The organism is Photorhabdus sp. P32, from assembly GCF_038085095.1.
Classification (GTDB): Bacteria; Pseudomonadota; Gammaproteobacteria; order Enterobacterales; family Enterobacteriaceae; genus Photorhabdus; species Photorhabdus luminescens.
Genome location: NZ_JAZGJN010000185.1, coordinates 1 through 13,692 on the forward strand (window position 1 = coordinate 1; position 13,692 = coordinate 13,692).

The 13,692-nt window shown below is 39.8% G+C and carries 13 protein-coding genes and 1 riboswitch; of the genes, 8 read left to right on the forward strand and 5 right to left on the reverse strand.

What is annotated here, in order from left to right:
• Window positions 1-15 precede the first annotated feature (15 nt).
• The gene (locus V2H77_RS02375) at window positions 16-225 is read right to left on the reverse strand and encodes a hypothetical protein (protein ID WP_341497513.1); all 210 of its coding nucleotides are present in this window, start codon (window positions 223-225) and stop codon (window positions 16-18) included.
• A gap of 1,281 nt (window positions 226-1,506) precedes the next feature.
• Between V2H77_RS02375 and V2H77_RS02380 the strand changes: the two genes are divergently transcribed.
• Together V2H77_RS02380 and V2H77_RS02385 are read left to right on the forward strand one after the other, a co-directional pair.
• A complete protein-coding gene (locus tag V2H77_RS02380) occupies window positions 1,507-2,970 on the forward strand; it encodes an alanine/glycine:cation symporter family protein (RefSeq protein WP_341497520.1) in 1,464 nt (487 codons plus the stop codon).
• Window positions 2,971-3,211: 241 nt separating this feature from the next.
• On the forward strand, window positions 3,212-4,030 hold the full coding sequence (locus V2H77_RS02385; protein ID WP_341497521.1) for an N-acetylmuramoyl-L-alanine amidase: 819 nt from the start codon (window positions 3,212-3,214) through the stop codon (window positions 4,028-4,030).
• A gap of 409 nt (window positions 4,031-4,439) precedes the next feature.
• Here the strand turns inward: V2H77_RS02385 and V2H77_RS02390 are convergent, their stop codons facing one another.
• Window positions 4,440-4,868 carry a DUF805 domain-containing protein gene (locus V2H77_RS02390; RefSeq protein ID WP_341497514.1) on the reverse strand — a complete coding sequence of 143 codons (429 nt, stop codon included), beginning with the start codon at window positions 4,866-4,868 and terminating at the stop codon, window positions 4,440-4,442.
• Between the two features lie 214 nt (window positions 4,869-5,082).
• On the opposite strand from V2H77_RS02390, the gene V2H77_RS02395 reads away from it, so the two are divergent.
• Both V2H77_RS02395 and yddG read left to right on the forward strand, forming a co-directional pair.
• On the forward strand, window positions 5,083-5,577 hold the full coding sequence (locus V2H77_RS02395) for a DUF2165 family protein (protein WP_341497515.1): 495 nt from the start codon (window positions 5,083-5,085) through the stop codon (window positions 5,575-5,577).
• Window positions 5,578-5,591: 14 nt separating this feature from the next.
• On the forward strand, window positions 5,592-6,491 hold the full coding sequence (gene yddG / locus V2H77_RS02400) for an aromatic amino acid DMT transporter YddG (RefSeq protein WP_341497516.1): 900 nt from the start codon (window positions 5,592-5,594) through the stop codon (window positions 6,489-6,491).
• Window positions 6,492-6,683: 192 nt separating this feature from the next.
• Here the strand turns inward: yddG and V2H77_RS02405 are convergent, their stop codons facing one another.
• On the reverse strand, window positions 6,684-7,067 hold the full coding sequence (locus V2H77_RS02405) for a helix-turn-helix domain-containing protein (RefSeq protein ID WP_049581156.1): 384 nt from the start codon (window positions 7,065-7,067) through the stop codon (window positions 6,684-6,686).
• Window positions 7,068-7,382: 315 nt separating this feature from the next.
• Between V2H77_RS02405 and V2H77_RS23575 the strand changes: the two genes are divergently transcribed.
• Both V2H77_RS23575 and V2H77_RS02415 read left to right on the forward strand, forming a co-directional pair.
• On the forward strand, window positions 7,383-7,526 hold the full coding sequence (locus tag V2H77_RS23575) for a PhoP/PhoQ regulator MgrB (protein ID WP_080984968.1): 144 nt from the start codon (window positions 7,383-7,385) through the stop codon (window positions 7,524-7,526).
• A gap of 169 nt (window positions 7,527-7,695) precedes the next feature.
• A complete protein-coding gene (locus V2H77_RS02415; RefSeq protein WP_341497517.1) occupies window positions 7,696-9,075 on the forward strand; it encodes an amino acid permease in 1,380 nt (459 codons plus the stop codon).
• 67 nt (window positions 9,076-9,142) lie between these two features.
• On the opposite strand, the gene pagP is transcribed toward V2H77_RS02415, so the two are convergent.
• Entirely contained in the window at window positions 9,143-9,766 is a 624-nt protein-coding gene (pagP, locus tag V2H77_RS02420) for a lipid IV(A) palmitoyltransferase PagP (protein ID WP_341497518.1), read from the reverse strand.
• Between the two features lie 588 nt (window positions 9,767-10,354).
• On the opposite strand from pagP, the gene cspE reads away from it, so the two are divergent.
• Window positions 10,355-10,564, forward strand: a complete 210-nt coding sequence (gene cspE, locus V2H77_RS02425) for a transcription antiterminator/RNA stability regulator CspE (RefSeq protein WP_036781809.1) — start codon at window positions 10,355-10,357, stop codon at window positions 10,562-10,564.
• Window positions 10,565-10,678: 114 nt separating this feature from the next.
• Window positions 10,679-10,771, forward strand: a riboswitch (TPP riboswitch).
• A gap of 42 nt (window positions 10,772-10,813) precedes the next feature.
• On the forward strand, window positions 10,814-11,614 hold the full coding sequence (thiD, locus tag V2H77_RS02430; protein WP_265512835.1) for a bifunctional hydroxymethylpyrimidine kinase/phosphomethylpyrimidine kinase: 801 nt from the start codon (window positions 10,814-10,816) through the stop codon (window positions 11,612-11,614).
• Between the two features lie 567 nt (window positions 11,615-12,181).
• Here thiD and fbaB read toward each other — a convergent pair.
• Window positions 12,182-13,231, reverse strand: a complete 1,050-nt coding sequence (fbaB, locus tag V2H77_RS02435; RefSeq protein WP_265379750.1) for a class I fructose-bisphosphate aldolase — start codon at window positions 13,229-13,231, stop codon at window positions 12,182-12,184.
• Window positions 13,232-13,692 lie beyond the last annotated feature (461 nt).

The following is a 13,692-nucleotide window of genomic DNA, read 5'->3' on the forward strand; positions in this document are numbered from 1 at the left end:
TATATCCTATGGATTTCAAGATGCATCGCGACGGCAAGGGAGCGAATCCCCGGGCGCATAGCTGGCTATGTGACTGGGATGAGTGGATGCAGCCAACAAAGAGGCGCCTTGAAAGATCACGGGTATAGGTATTCGAAGAGTTGTGGTAACAAAATGGTAGGTGTAATTTGGGTAAACCATCTCTAACTCGTTATCACGGTGAATTGCCAACGTTGCGTCTTGCATTTTTGTGATTTACCCAAGATACCTATGCTCGTAGTATCCAGTCTCAAGGGAATTTAAAGCGGTGATATCATTGTAATAACTTTATATTTTGCAGTGTACCCGATTTTACTTAAATTCTGTTGCTCATGTGGTAAATTTTCTACAAATTTTATTGAATACTCAGTCTATCTGGTCGTTGATCAAATTTGTCTTGGTGCGACTGGAAAACTGGCCGAATAAACATTATTTACCTCCAAAAGGCAATCAGAGGAGTACCCTTCGATTTTTTATAAAAAAGGGTTTTATTATGTCGGTTTTATGGTCATTTCATTTTAATCTACTTGCGGAAATATTGGCCAATCATCTTATGGAAAATAGAGTAATAGGCGTGATTAGATATATATTTGAAGATATTCGGAGAATAGAAAAGTAAGTGGAAATGTCTTCGATATAATCGGATGAAGAAGCGGGGAACATTCGTTAAAAACTTTTTAATGTTAATGATAACTTAACCACAAATAGCTAAGAGAAAAATATCATTTGTTGCTGTGATTGAGGAAGCTTGCAGATAAATGTCAGATATAAGCTGAGATTTTTATTAGTTTTTTGCATGTTATGTTATTTACTGGGATGATATTTCCTACATTGAATGTATGTATTGGCATTTCATTGTTATCTGATAAGTGAGTTTTTTATCTTTTTGATTTTTAATGTTTTATGTGATAGATGTCACTATGCGGAATTTTCTAAATTAATGACGATTTTTTTGTTAAAGCTGATAATCTGCTCACAAAATTAATCACAATATCTTATTTTTGAATTTTTTTTCTTGATATTAATTGGTTGTTGATTTAATTAACAAACGGTTCATTGGTAGAACTTCTTTTACTTGATGTAAAGGTTATTGTGTGAGGTTTATAGTCGTGGGTTTCATATATGTAGCTTGTGGTGAATCATAGTTTGTGGTGAATCATAGATAGGAGGCATAGCCAAAAGTGTATGAAGTGACTGACGGGCAATAGTCGATTGAATGACATATCTATTAACTATCAGTCAAAAACAGTACACCAAACATTCATTTAATCTGATGGATAATGTAAAAAGGTCAGTAAACATTACACATCAATTTCAAACTTGTGTTACATTCATAGTGTTTTTCTGACTAGTATCTCTGTGTTCTTTTACACAGCATTGCGTTACTTGTTAATTATAAAGGCATATTAAGCGCAATGAATTCTGCCGGATACGATTTTGTGGTCAGACTGGGTTTACTAATTTAAGGGGAAAAATATCTTGAATATCTTGACGGAACTAATTAGCTTTCTTAACAGTATCCTTTGGGGCTCCTTGTTGATTTATCTTCTTCTTGGGGCGGGTATTTACTTCACTATACGTACAGGTTTTATACAGATCCGTCATTTTGGGCACATGTTTTCAGTATTGAAAAACAGTAAAAAATCTGACAGCGCAGGTATTTCATCATTCCAGGCTCTGTGTACCAGCTTAGCTGCACGGGTTGGTACAGGTAACCTTACTGGCGTGGCAATAGCCTTAACGGCTGGTGGGCCTGGCGCCATTTTTTGGATGTGGATGGTTGCTCTGATTGGGATGGCAACCTCTTTTATTGAGAGTACACTTGCCCAGCTGTACAAGACAAAAGACGATAAGGGGAATTACCGAGGTGGTCCGGCCTACTATATGGAAAAAGGGCTTGGAGTACGCTGGATGGGCATTCTGTTCTCCATATTCCTCATTATTGCTTTTGGTCTGGTATTTAATGCTGTCCAGGCAAATTCCATCGTTCAGGCTGCTGCTTTCGCATTTGATTTTAACCCTTTGTATGTCGGCATCGGTTTGGTGATCCTTAGCGGGGTCATTATTTTTGGCGGCTTGCGCTCTATTGCTCGGGTTGCAGAGTTAGTTGTCCCTTTCATGGCGATAGCTTATCTGATTCTGGCATTCTGGGTCGTCGGGCATAACTTTGAACGAATGCCGGAAGTGTTCGCATTAATTTTCAAAAGCGCATTTGGTTTGCAGGAAGCTGTTGCAGGCACCGTTGGTTATGGTGTTGCACAGGCGATGACACAAGGTGTTCAGCGCGGGCTGTTTTCAAATGAAGCAGGGATGGGTTCAGCGCCCAATGCTGCGGCTTCTGCTTCTCCATATCCTCCACATCCGGCATCTCAGGGTTATGTGCAAATGCTAGGCGTCTTTATGGATACTCTGGTCATCTGTAGCGCCACTGCTGTTATCATCCTGTCATCGGGTGTGCTTGATGGCAATATTTCAGGAATAAGTGGAATAGAATTGACTCAGCGGGCATTGTCTTCCGCTGTCGGTGATTGGGGATCTGAATTTATTGCACTGGCTATCTTCTTTTTCGCATTCACATCAATCATTGCAAATTATGCTTATGCTGAAAGCAATATCGTATTCCTTGAGCGTAATCATACTGCCGGTTTAGTGATCTTACGTCTGGCGGCGTTGGGTATGGTGATGTTTGGTTCGTTGGCTGAATTGCCTTTAGTTTGGAAAATGGCTGATTTGTCTATGGCATTGATGGCAATTACCAATCTGACCGCTATTTTGTTGCTTTCCGGCGTCGCATTTAAACTCGCAAAAGATTATAACCAGCAAAGACGCGTTGGTAAGTTACCGACATTTGATATCAATCAGTATCCTGAAATTCAGAAAAAGGTCGAAGTGGGTATTTGGGAAGAAACGGCAACTCTTGCCCGATCGAACCAAGCGGCTAGCCGCAAGTGAAATGCTAGAACAAAGTGTAGTTAATTACTATTTAACAACATAGCCTTCACCTTTCATTTGTTATTCTTGCCTTATTTCCATCTAAGTTATGGGAATAAGGCATCTTTGTTTGTGCTTTATGTCAAGAGCAAAACTGGTCGTTTTATAAAAAAATCATGTAAAACATAAATTTTATTTTGTATTCATTTGATTTCTTTGTGTTATTATCTTACTTTCAATTAATAGGTGGGACAGGGAAATGATAAAGAAGATCATATTAGTTGGCTTATTTATGCTATTGGCGGGGTGTTCCAGCCTGGAAGATCGGGGTACTTACAAAGTCGATAGCTCTTTTCCTTCACAAGGGCAAAATGACAGAGTAAGGTTTTTGGTGTTCCACTATACTGCTGTCGATGATAAAGATTCTTTACGTATACTCACTCAAGGTGGTGTTAGCGCTCATTATCTGATCCCATCGTTGCCGGATTATGTGAGAGGAAAGCCTGTTATTCTGCAACTGGTTCCTGAAGATAAGAGAGCATGGCATGCTGGCGTCAGTGGATGGAATGGCCGGAAGGACTTGAATGATACTTCGATCGGCATTGAAATTGTTAATAAAGGATTTACGGAAATGCTACTTGAGAAAGAGTGGTATCCGTTTCATGAGCAGCAGATCGATCTATTAACGCGTTTAGCGAAAGATATTATTCAACGTTATGGTATTGAACCTATTAATGTCATTGGTCACAGTGATATTGCGCCTTTGAGAAAATATGATCCCGGCAAACTTTTCCCTTGGAAGAATTTGGCTGAGCAAGGCATCGGTGCATGGCCTGATGATGCAACCGTTGAAAAATATATGGCTGGTAGGAAATGGAGTGATAGTGCTTCTGTTGAGTTAATTCAGAAGACATTGGCTAAATATGGCTACACCATTCCACAAACCGGTGTGCTTGATGAAGATACCCGTAAGACAATTAGTGCATTCCAGATGCATTTCAGGCCAGATGACATCAGTGGTAATCCTGATGCACAAACTGAGTCAATAGCACTGGCTCTGGTTGAGAAATATAAAAAATAGTTTTAGTTAGTCGTATCGCGTGGATCGTGCCATAGAAAAAACTTTATCAGAGTGATTTTTATGGCATGGTTTCTCTTATTAGCAACTCTGTAGATTTTCATGATCCACTCTTCAGATTCGTCTTCACTTTACTTTAACCCGTCATTACAAATTATCTCGCCAGTTGATGGCTAAGTAATAAAATATTCAGTGTATACCCGTCATCTTTCAAGTTGCCTCTTTGTTGGCTGCACTCACTCACCCCGGTCGCATAGTTATCTATGCTCCCGGGGATTCGCTCCTTTGCCGTCGCGATGCATCTTGAAATCCATTGGGTATATATAAATAATCGTCGCTTTATTTTATAATGACTATTACTATCTTAAGTAATAGTCAGATTAAATGAAATTTTTGCGATATGGAGAAAATATTACTTTTTATTATTGTTTCTCTTTTCTGGCAGAATAAATGCCAGGATAATTCCAATCAGACTGATAAAGGGTGAATACATTATTATTTTATCGGGAAAATAATTTGGTAACACACTGCATAGATAGATAAAAATAGAGATTAGCCAGCCATACAGTCCCACATCATTAAATCTGTAAGCTGTTTTCATGATTAAATAGTAAACCGTAGCGAAGGAGCACATTGCCCATAAGCCAATCGAGATCATGTACAGCCACACTGATAATTCATATTGCATGTGGGCCGCGTAATTGTTTTCTGCTAGATAACCAGAGAGAAAGATCAATATTCCTAAAATAGCGGCTATTTTAATAAAGCTAATAATATAATTTTTTCTACTTGATTTTTGGCTGAAATAGCTTTTTATTGCACTAACTAGAGAATCGTTCATAAATAATAGTCAGGTAAATAACAATGGGACAGATAATAACTGATCTAACGTTAGTATGAACAGAAAAATGTCAATCAGATATTAGATGAGAATATTTTAAAAGTAATTTTATGATTAAACATGTGGAAATAAGGTGATGATTGTTAAATTATATGATAGCTTTTATCCTTTATGATCTTTTTGGTGTTTAGACCATTGTGTGAAGGCTTGACAAATGATTATTCGTTTATCTAAAACTTTAATGATTTTTGCAGTAGCTTTGTTTGCTACATTAGCTGCTTTTGGCAATATCACAGATTATGCTACTAATTTCGTATTTGTACAGCATGTATTAATGATGGATACCATTTTCCCGGATACAACTATTGCCTATCGTGCAATTCACTCACCGGTACTACACCACATTGGTTATATTGTCATTATTTCTTTGGAAACTTTAACGGCAGTGTTATGTTGGATTGGTGGTATTCATTTACTGACGAATTTAAAATCTAACGCTGCTGTCTTTAATAAAAAGAAGACTATTGCGATAGCGGGTCTGACCTTGGGGTTCTTGACTTGGCAGGTGGCATTTATGTCAATTGGTGGTGAATGGTTTGGGATGTGGATGTCCACACAGTGGAACGGCATATCTAGCGCTTTCCGTTTTTTTGTCACTATTATTCTGGTACTGATTTATTTAATTCAGTATGACAGAGAGCTAGAATAAGAATAAAGATGGGAATGAGTGTGAAAACAAGGATCGAACAACACAAAGCGACCTTATACGGAATATTAGCGATTGTGTTGTGGAGTACAATCGTTGGATTAATAAGAAGTGTGAGTGAAGATTTCGGGCCTGTAGGTGGCGCAGCGCTCATTTATACTGTTGGATCAGTTTTCCTGATTCTGCTAATGGGCTTCCCAAAGATCAGTACCTTCCCCAGAATTTATTTGTGGCTCGGTAGTCTATTATTTGTTAGTTATGAAATCTGTTTATCACTTGCATTAGGTTTTGCCAATAATCGTGCTCAAGCAATTGAGTTGGGTATGGTTAACTACTTATGGCCAGGTTTTACTGTTTTATTCGCAGTGATTATTAATAAGCAGAAAGTGAACTGGTGGTTATATCCTGGTTTATTATTGTCTATTCTGGGAATTGGTTGGGTGATGAGTGGTGATAATGGCTGGTCACTCAGGCAGATGGTAGGAAATATTGAGAGCAATCCATTAAGCTATGGGCTGGCTTTTGCGGGGGCAATTATTTGGGCAGTGTATTGTAACATTACAAAAATAATGTCGGCAGGTAAGAATGGCATGTCGTTATTTTTTATCCTGACAGCCTTCGCATTATGGATTCAATATTTTTTCACATCTCCGCCTGAAATGGTGATAAATCTGCATAGTGTCAGCATATTATTGTTTGCTGGCGCGGTTATGGGGTTGGCGAATGCAGCCTGGACCGTTGCGATTATCAGAGGACATGTTGCATTATTGGCTACACTGTCTTATTTCACGCCGATCATATCTACGGCTTTTTCATCATTGCTTCTTAGCACTGCACTCTCTTTTTCATTTTGGCAAGGCGTGCTAATGGTTACCATAGGATCAATTGCTTGTTGGTTAGCGACCAAAACCAGATGATACCGGTTGAATCAAGATCAGAGCTCTCTGTCCATCTAAACCAGAAACCCAGAGAGCCTCGTTAAGGGAAGTATTGTGTCTGGCATCAAATAAAAAATCAGAACACAAAGGTTGAAGCTCTTTGTCTTTCACCGGAAAGTACGGTTGCATTTGTTGGATAATTGCCAGTTTCAATGCTCTCTGATTATCGTGTCACGAACAGTTGGTAGCGAAATGCAGAGGTAATTTAACTTCGAGCTCAATATCTGGATTCTGCCGGAAATCATAAGGCGTTATGCCATACTCTTTGCGGAACATGTAAGTGAAATGAGATTGAGAGCCGAAGCCGAAATCTAAGGCGATATCAAAAATAGGCAAAGAGCTGTTTCTTAAAAGATGAACAGCACCGGCCAGGCGTCGCTGGCGGATATATTTACCAAGAGAAATTCCAGTGACTTCCTTGAATATTTTCTGCATGTGCCAAAGCGAGTAACCGGAGTAAGTTGCCAGTTCTTCCAAGTGGATTACCCGGCCAAGGTGATTCTCAATCCATTTGCTGAGAGCGCATACAAGTGCTAAGTGATTATCCTGTGGCATTAACAATTTTGTTCTGGTTGAAAATGAAGGGAAGTATACACAACTTTTTCTACAGATGACAAAGTCTTGACATGATGATTTAGATTGTAACTGAATGTGACAATTGATTTTTTTGTTATAGTGAATAGAATCCACATGGTTAGTATTTGTTTAAACGTGTTCTGATATGTTGTTAGCATACATACTGTTACCGGTACGATTTTTTCACAATGAAAGCACAAGATGAATATTTTTCTTGTTTCATTGTTGTAAAATATCATTTTTCAACTTTATTCTTAACGTATTGCGTTCTGATCGAACTTGAAGGAAATAGAATTGGACATAAAAAAAACCATTGCAATCTTAGTATTACTTGGAATATGTCTGTTCTTGTACCTGCTAGCTTTGGATAGCTATTGTGATCAGGGGGAAAAGTTTGATTCAGGTATTTGTTCTGTGACTCGATATCTGCCTTTCTGATTAGTTGCTGATACTCATCAGCCATTTTCCCGTTATATATCTGTGCTAACATATATCTTCAATATCCACCCTTTAAAGCTAGTGTTTTGTTTGCTTTGAATTAAGCAGATAATGGGAAGCGGTTGTTTTCCCACTTATAACAAGATAGAAGTTGCATCAAGAGGACAAGATGGCAGGACAATCGCAGCGATCAACACTTAAACGCGGTTTAAAGAACCGGCATATTCAACTTATTGCTTTGGGGGGGGCTGTCGGGACTGGGTTGTTTCTCGGTATTGCGCAAACCATAAAAATGGCAGGCCCCTCCGTAATTTTAGGATACGCTATCGCAGGCTTTATTGCATTTCTGATTATGCGTCAGCTAGGAGAAATGGTGGTCGAAGAGCCTGTAGCGGGGTCGTTTAGTCATTTTGCGTATAAATATTGGGGGGATTTTCCCGGATTTTTATCAGGCTGGAATTACTGGGCGATGTTTACTCTGGTCGGTATGGCTGAATTAACGGCTGTGGGAATATACATCCACTATTGGTGGCCTGATATTCCAACCTGGGTTTCTGCAACCGTTTTCTTTGTCTTAATCAATACGGTAAATTTAATTAACGTCCGATTATATGGTGAAACAGAATTTTGGTTTGCCATTATTAAAGTGACAGCAATTATCTGTATGATTGTGTTTGGCGCTTACTTGTTAGTCAGCGGAAATGGCGGACCTCAAGCCAGCATTACTAACCTTTGGCAACATGGCGGCTTTATGCCTAATGGCATCACCAGCCTTATCATGGCAATGGCTGTGATCATGTTCTCTTTTGGTGGATTGGAACTGGTGGGTATTACCGCAGCAGAAGCGGAAAATCCGCGTATCAGCATTCCTAAGGCTACCAATCAAGTGGTATACAGAATATTGATTTTCTATATCGGTTCTCTGACCGTGTTGTTGTCGCTTTATCCGTGGGGCAATGTCGTTGAAGGTGAAAGTCCATTTGTGATGATTTTTCACAACCTGGATAGTTTCTGGGTGGCTAACGTTCTGAATATTGTGGTCCTAACGGCTGCATTATCTGTTTATAACAGCGGTGTGTATTGTAACAGCCGGATGCTGTACGGTTTAGCAAAACAAGGCAATGCTCCTAGGATGCTGACAAAAGTCAATGAGAGCGGCGTCCCTATCAGAGCCATTGTCATTTCCGCTTTGGCAACGTCCGTTGGTGTGTTGATTAATTATGTGATACCGGGCAAAGCATTTGAATTATTGATGGCGCTGGTGGTAACAACGTTGGTGATTAATTGGGTCATGATCTGTACGGCGCATTTAAAATTTCGGGCAGAAAAAATTAAACAGGGAATAGAGCCATCATTTAAGGCATTCTGGTATCCATTCGGTAATTATCTGTGTCTGATTTTCCTTGCCTTTATACTTGTCATTATTTTGATGATGGATAGCATCCGTATTTCAGTCATCCTGATGCCATTCTGGGTGGGTGCGTTGTGGATCGGGTTTTTAATGTCTCGTTCCCGCCGTGAAAAAATGAGAGCACAGGAGCAGGGATAACATATACTTGGATTATCGCTATAAAGATACCGGGCTGATATTACACAGCCCGGTATCTTTTATCCAGTTACCATTGCCAACGTAACCAAGCGAAGAGGACGTTACCATTATTATATGTGCCGGGAATATATGTCCCTTGCAGCGATAACCGATCATATTCTATTGAGAATAACGGTAATGGGAGTGGAATAGGGACATAATAATATTCATGACGAGCGGTAACGCTTAAAGTGAACCCTATTCCCATTCGAAAACCATCTAAATCGCCGGGTATCCACATTTTCTGAAATCCATAGCCAACGATGGGTTCCAAACGGTTATGAGAATCCATAAAAGCCATTGCATAAAGGGAATGCCAATCATTGTCTTCGTCGTAACGATATTTACCATAGCCGAAACCCCAGGGCCGTTCATTATATCTATCGATCTTCTCTTTATCGTAGGTATGCCTGTTATGCCAAGTAATTACTGGCAGATAAAGTTCATTGTCGGGTGCATCCCAAGTGAGGGTGATATTATTGTTGAATTTTTCCCATAAGCTACCTGAATTGTCGCCATAACTGCTTGGTGTGTGAGATTCAGTCGTTGCTAATGGTTTATTAGCCGTATCTGCCGTTGCTGCAAACACTGTCCCAGATGAGACTAAAAGAGTAGTTGATAGGGTATAGGCTGCGGTTAAATCAAACTTCATTATTTATTGCTCCAATTTCCCGACGACATAAATTGGGAAGATCCTGTGCATCACGTAAAATATGACAAACATCTAAATTCAGGAATTCTACTCTTGCTATTTTCAATAAAAGCTAAACGAAAAATTAATATTAAGATGTGATAGGTATTAACTGGGTATATTTAATACTGATATTTTAGTCAACTAATATTGGGAATGTGTTGACTTTTTCTTTCGCCTAAGCAGTAGAAATTGGTCCGATGAACATACTATGAGATATAGAAAATCTAATAATAAGACAGGCAAAATAAATTAGTATTATTTATGTTATCTGGGGTTTTGTTGAGTGGATAAACTGTAAGCTAATTAGGATAACCTTGGATTTTCAAATTTTTGCAGCTATGTTAAACAATAATTGTTGTTAAGAATTTTAAATATGTGCGTTAGCTCCATAGCTGATAAAAAATGGCTTGCCATCATATTAAGAATATGTGATAAATCGTTCGGGTAAACGAGGTACGGTTCTGTTAATAGCAGCAACTCGCTCTAGTTTTTATGTTACGCCGAAACGGCGAATTAGAATTAAGTGATCCAAAGGAAATTCTTAAAATGGCAAAAATCACTGGTACTGTAAAGTGGTTCAACGAATCAAAAGGTTTTGGTTTTATTACTCCTGCTGACGGCAGCAAAGATGTGTTTGTACATTTTAGCGCTATTCAGAGCGAGGGTTTTAAAACTCTGGCGGAAGGCCAAAAAGTTGAGTTTGAAATTCAGGACGGTCAGAAAGGTCCTTCTGCGGCAAACGTCACTACAGCATAACTTCTTTTTGTCGACCATTTTGGATTGACGAAGTAAATTTGTTGTCTGATTGATTTTTTACTGGCAACAATGACATACCGATATCACCCTGTTGGTTATCTGATAGGGTGTTTTTGTTTTGGCTCGGGGCGCTCTTTATTGAGCTGAGATGAACCCGTAATACCTGATCTGGATAATGCCAGCGTAGGGAAGTCATGGTGTCTTTTCCTGATACTTGCTTTTCTTTATGTCTGGTTGGGAGAGGTACCTATGATGAGAATCAATTCACTGACAATTGCCGGTACTGATCCTAGTGGCGGTGCCGGCATTCAAGCCGACCTAAAAACTTTCTCTGCACTTGGTGCTTATGGCGCTACTGTAATGACAGCGCTTGTTGCACAAAACACCTGTGGTGTGCAATCTGTTTATGATATCGATCCTACTTTTGTTGCAGCACAGCTTGAATCTGTGTTGTCAGATATCAGAATTGATAGCGCTAAGATAGGCATGTTATCTAATGCCGCCAATGTTGCTGTTGTTGCCGACGCAATAAGTCGTTATTCCGTTCCTTATGTTGTATTGGATACGGTAATGATTGCGAAAAGTGGCGATCCGTTGCTGGCGCCGGAAGCGGTTTCCGAGGTTGTTGAACAATTATTACCGAAGGTTTCGTTGATTACCCCAAATTTGCCGGAAGCCGCAGCGATATTGAAATGTTCTGTAGCAAAAACCGAAACGGACATGCAAAAACAAGGGCGTGAATTATTATCGCTAGGATGCGAAGCCGTTTTACTGAAAGGCGGACACCTTACAGAACATGAAAGCCCTGATTGGCTATTTACTGTTGAGGGAGAATGGCGTTTTACTGCGCCTAGAATCAATACGCGTCATACACATGGTACAGGGTGTACGCTCTCCGCTGCGCTGGCCGCTTTGCGTCCGCGTTATTCAAATTGGCAGACAACATTGCCTGTTGCCAAATCATATCTTCAGGCGGCGTTAGAACAGGCGGATTTGTTAGGTGTAGGAAAAGGAATTGGGCCTGTGCACCATTTTCATCAGTGGTGGTGAGAGTAGCGGATTGGCGAACCGTGTAAAATTTGTTGATCGTTGAGGGGAGTCCATATAAGGGCATGACGACGGGTCATTGGCATTTAAGTTCCGTGTCATTGCCGCTCATCTTAAGCCTTCCGGTAAACTAATTGCGTATACCGCTGAACCTGATTGTCGATTAGAAAAAGTGAATTATGAAAATTAGGGTATAAAAATTCTGAGTGAAGAGCCCGTGAAAGACACAACTCTCGTGAGAGCTGAATTTCTTACCACACCACCTAGCCCTTTCACTATGTATCATTGGAGCCGTGAACAGTATCAAGCAGCGCTCCGAAAGGCAGGGTTCAAACAATTTAGATGGCAAAAACCAATGCTGTTAAAAAGCGATATTGAGAAATATCCCCTCGGTTTTTGGGATGATTATCAACGAAATTGCCTTGATACAGCTCTTGTTTGTCAGTTTTAACGAGATAATTACCGAGATCCGCTGTTTTTCCTGCACAAATCCCCCGATGAAAATCGAGGGATTTTTTTGAATTTCCCTCTCCTGGTGACTGCTCCCCACTTTCTTCCGGACGGGGGATGTCAAGCTATAGTAACTTGCTTGTCCAGATAGACATCTTGAACTGCATTAATCAGTTCAACACCTTCTTTCATGGATTTTTTGAACGCCTTACGACCGAGGATTAGACCCATACCGCCTGCGCGTTTATTAATAACTGCGGTACGAACTGAGTCGCTCAAATCATTATTACCGGATGCGCCGCCTGAGTTAATCATACCGGCGCGGCCCATGTAGCAGTTAGCTATCTGATAACGGACCAGATCGATAGGGTGATCGCTAGTCAAATTAGCGTAAACACGTTTATCAGTATGACCAAAACCAATCGCCGTATAGCCGCCGTTATTTTCGGCCATTTTCTGCTTAACGATATCAGCGCCGATAGTGACTGCCAAATGATTAGCCTGGCCTGTTAGGTCTGCACTAGAGTGATAATCTACGCCTTCTTTTTTGAAGGCAGGATTACGTAGGTAGGCCCACAATACCGTTACCATGCCTAATTCATGCGCTCGTTTAAAGGCGGCTGAAATTTCCTCAATTTGACGCCGTGATTCAATAGAACCGAAATAAATCGTTGCTCCAACGGCAACGGCACCCATCTCAAATGCTTGTTCGACACTGGCATATAAAGTTTGATCATATTGAGCGGGATAGCTCAGTGTTTCATTGTGATTCAATTTAACCAGAAATGGGATCTTATGAGCATAACGACGAGAAACAGCGGATAACACGCCATAAGTAGAGGCAACACAGTTACAGCCGGCTTCAATAGCCAATTCAACGATATTTTTTGGATCGAAATAGAGTGGGTTTGCTGCAAAAGAAGCAGCAGCAGAATGTTCTACGCCTTGATCCACCGGCAGAATAGATAAATAACCAGTGCCTCCAAGACGACCATGATTTAATAATGTTTGCATGGAGCGCAGAACCGTATTCGGTCGGTTATTGTCGATCATTACGCGGTCAACAAAATCGGAGCCTGGCAGATAGAGATTTTCACTCGGAATGGTACTACAACGATGTTGCAATAAACTGTCCGCGTCTTTGCCTAACAACTTAGCGATATCAGTCATGTTTTACTCCAGTTATGAAAAGATGCTATTGATTGTCATTTATCCTTTTTAGGATAACAAGTTGTATTGGGAGGGAAGTGGTAGTGGATCGCTTCAGGTGGGAGGTTAAAGAGAATTTTATTACCTGAAAAGTGGCTATTTAGTGCGAAAGTAACATTACCATTCTTTAGGGAGTATAGGGGCGAAAGAGTAAGATCTTTATGTGTTGGATTATATGTTCTCGTAATTCTTATCGTTTGCTAGCAGACAATGTTATTGGATAAGATAAGTAGGTTTATGAGATTTAATACCGATAAAGAATAAATTATTCACTGTATTTATAATGTCGATATTGATTTGGTTTTGATAAATTTAAATATAGTTAAACTCATCGTCTTTATTGATTTTATTAATATTTTTTTGGCCTTTATTATTCAACAATGAAATATTTTCATCATAGATTAGATATACATTATTATTTC

Excerpts from the sequence above, each read along its gene's own strand:
- V2H77_RS02375 (WP_341497513.1), bottom strand. The coding sequence starts at position 225 with ATGCAAGACGCAACGTTGGCAATTCACCGTGATAACGAGTTAGAGATG.
- V2H77_RS02390 (WP_341497514.1), bottom strand. The coding sequence starts at position 4,868 with ATGAACGATTCTCTAGTTAGTGCAATAAAAAGCTATTTCAGCCAAAAA.
- V2H77_RS02395 (WP_341497515.1), top strand. The coding sequence starts at position 5,083 with ATGATTATTCGTTTATCTAAAACTTTAATGATTTTTGCAGTAGCTTTG.
- yddG (WP_341497516.1), top strand. The coding sequence starts at position 5,592 with ATGAGTGTGAAAACAAGGATCGAACAACACAAAGCGACCTTATACGGA.
- V2H77_RS02405 (WP_049581156.1), bottom strand. The coding sequence starts at position 7,067 with ATGCCACAGGATAATCACTTAGCACTTGTATGCGCTCTCAGCAAATGG.
- V2H77_RS02415 (WP_341497517.1), top strand. The coding sequence starts at position 7,696 with ATGGCAGGACAATCGCAGCGATCAACACTTAAACGCGGTTTAAAGAAC.
- pagP (WP_341497518.1), bottom strand. The coding sequence starts at position 9,766 with ATGAAGTTTGATTTAACCGCAGCCTATACCCTATCAACTACTCTTTTA.
- cspE (WP_036781809.1), top strand. The coding sequence starts at position 10,355 with ATGGCAAAAATCACTGGTACTGTAAAGTGGTTCAACGAATCAAAAGGT.
- thiD (WP_265512835.1), top strand. The coding sequence starts at position 10,814 with ATGATGAGAATCAATTCACTGACAATTGCCGGTACTGATCCTAGTGGC.
- fbaB (WP_265379750.1), bottom strand. The coding sequence starts at position 13,231 with ATGACTGATATCGCTAAGTTGTTAGGCAAAGACGCGGACAGTTTATTG.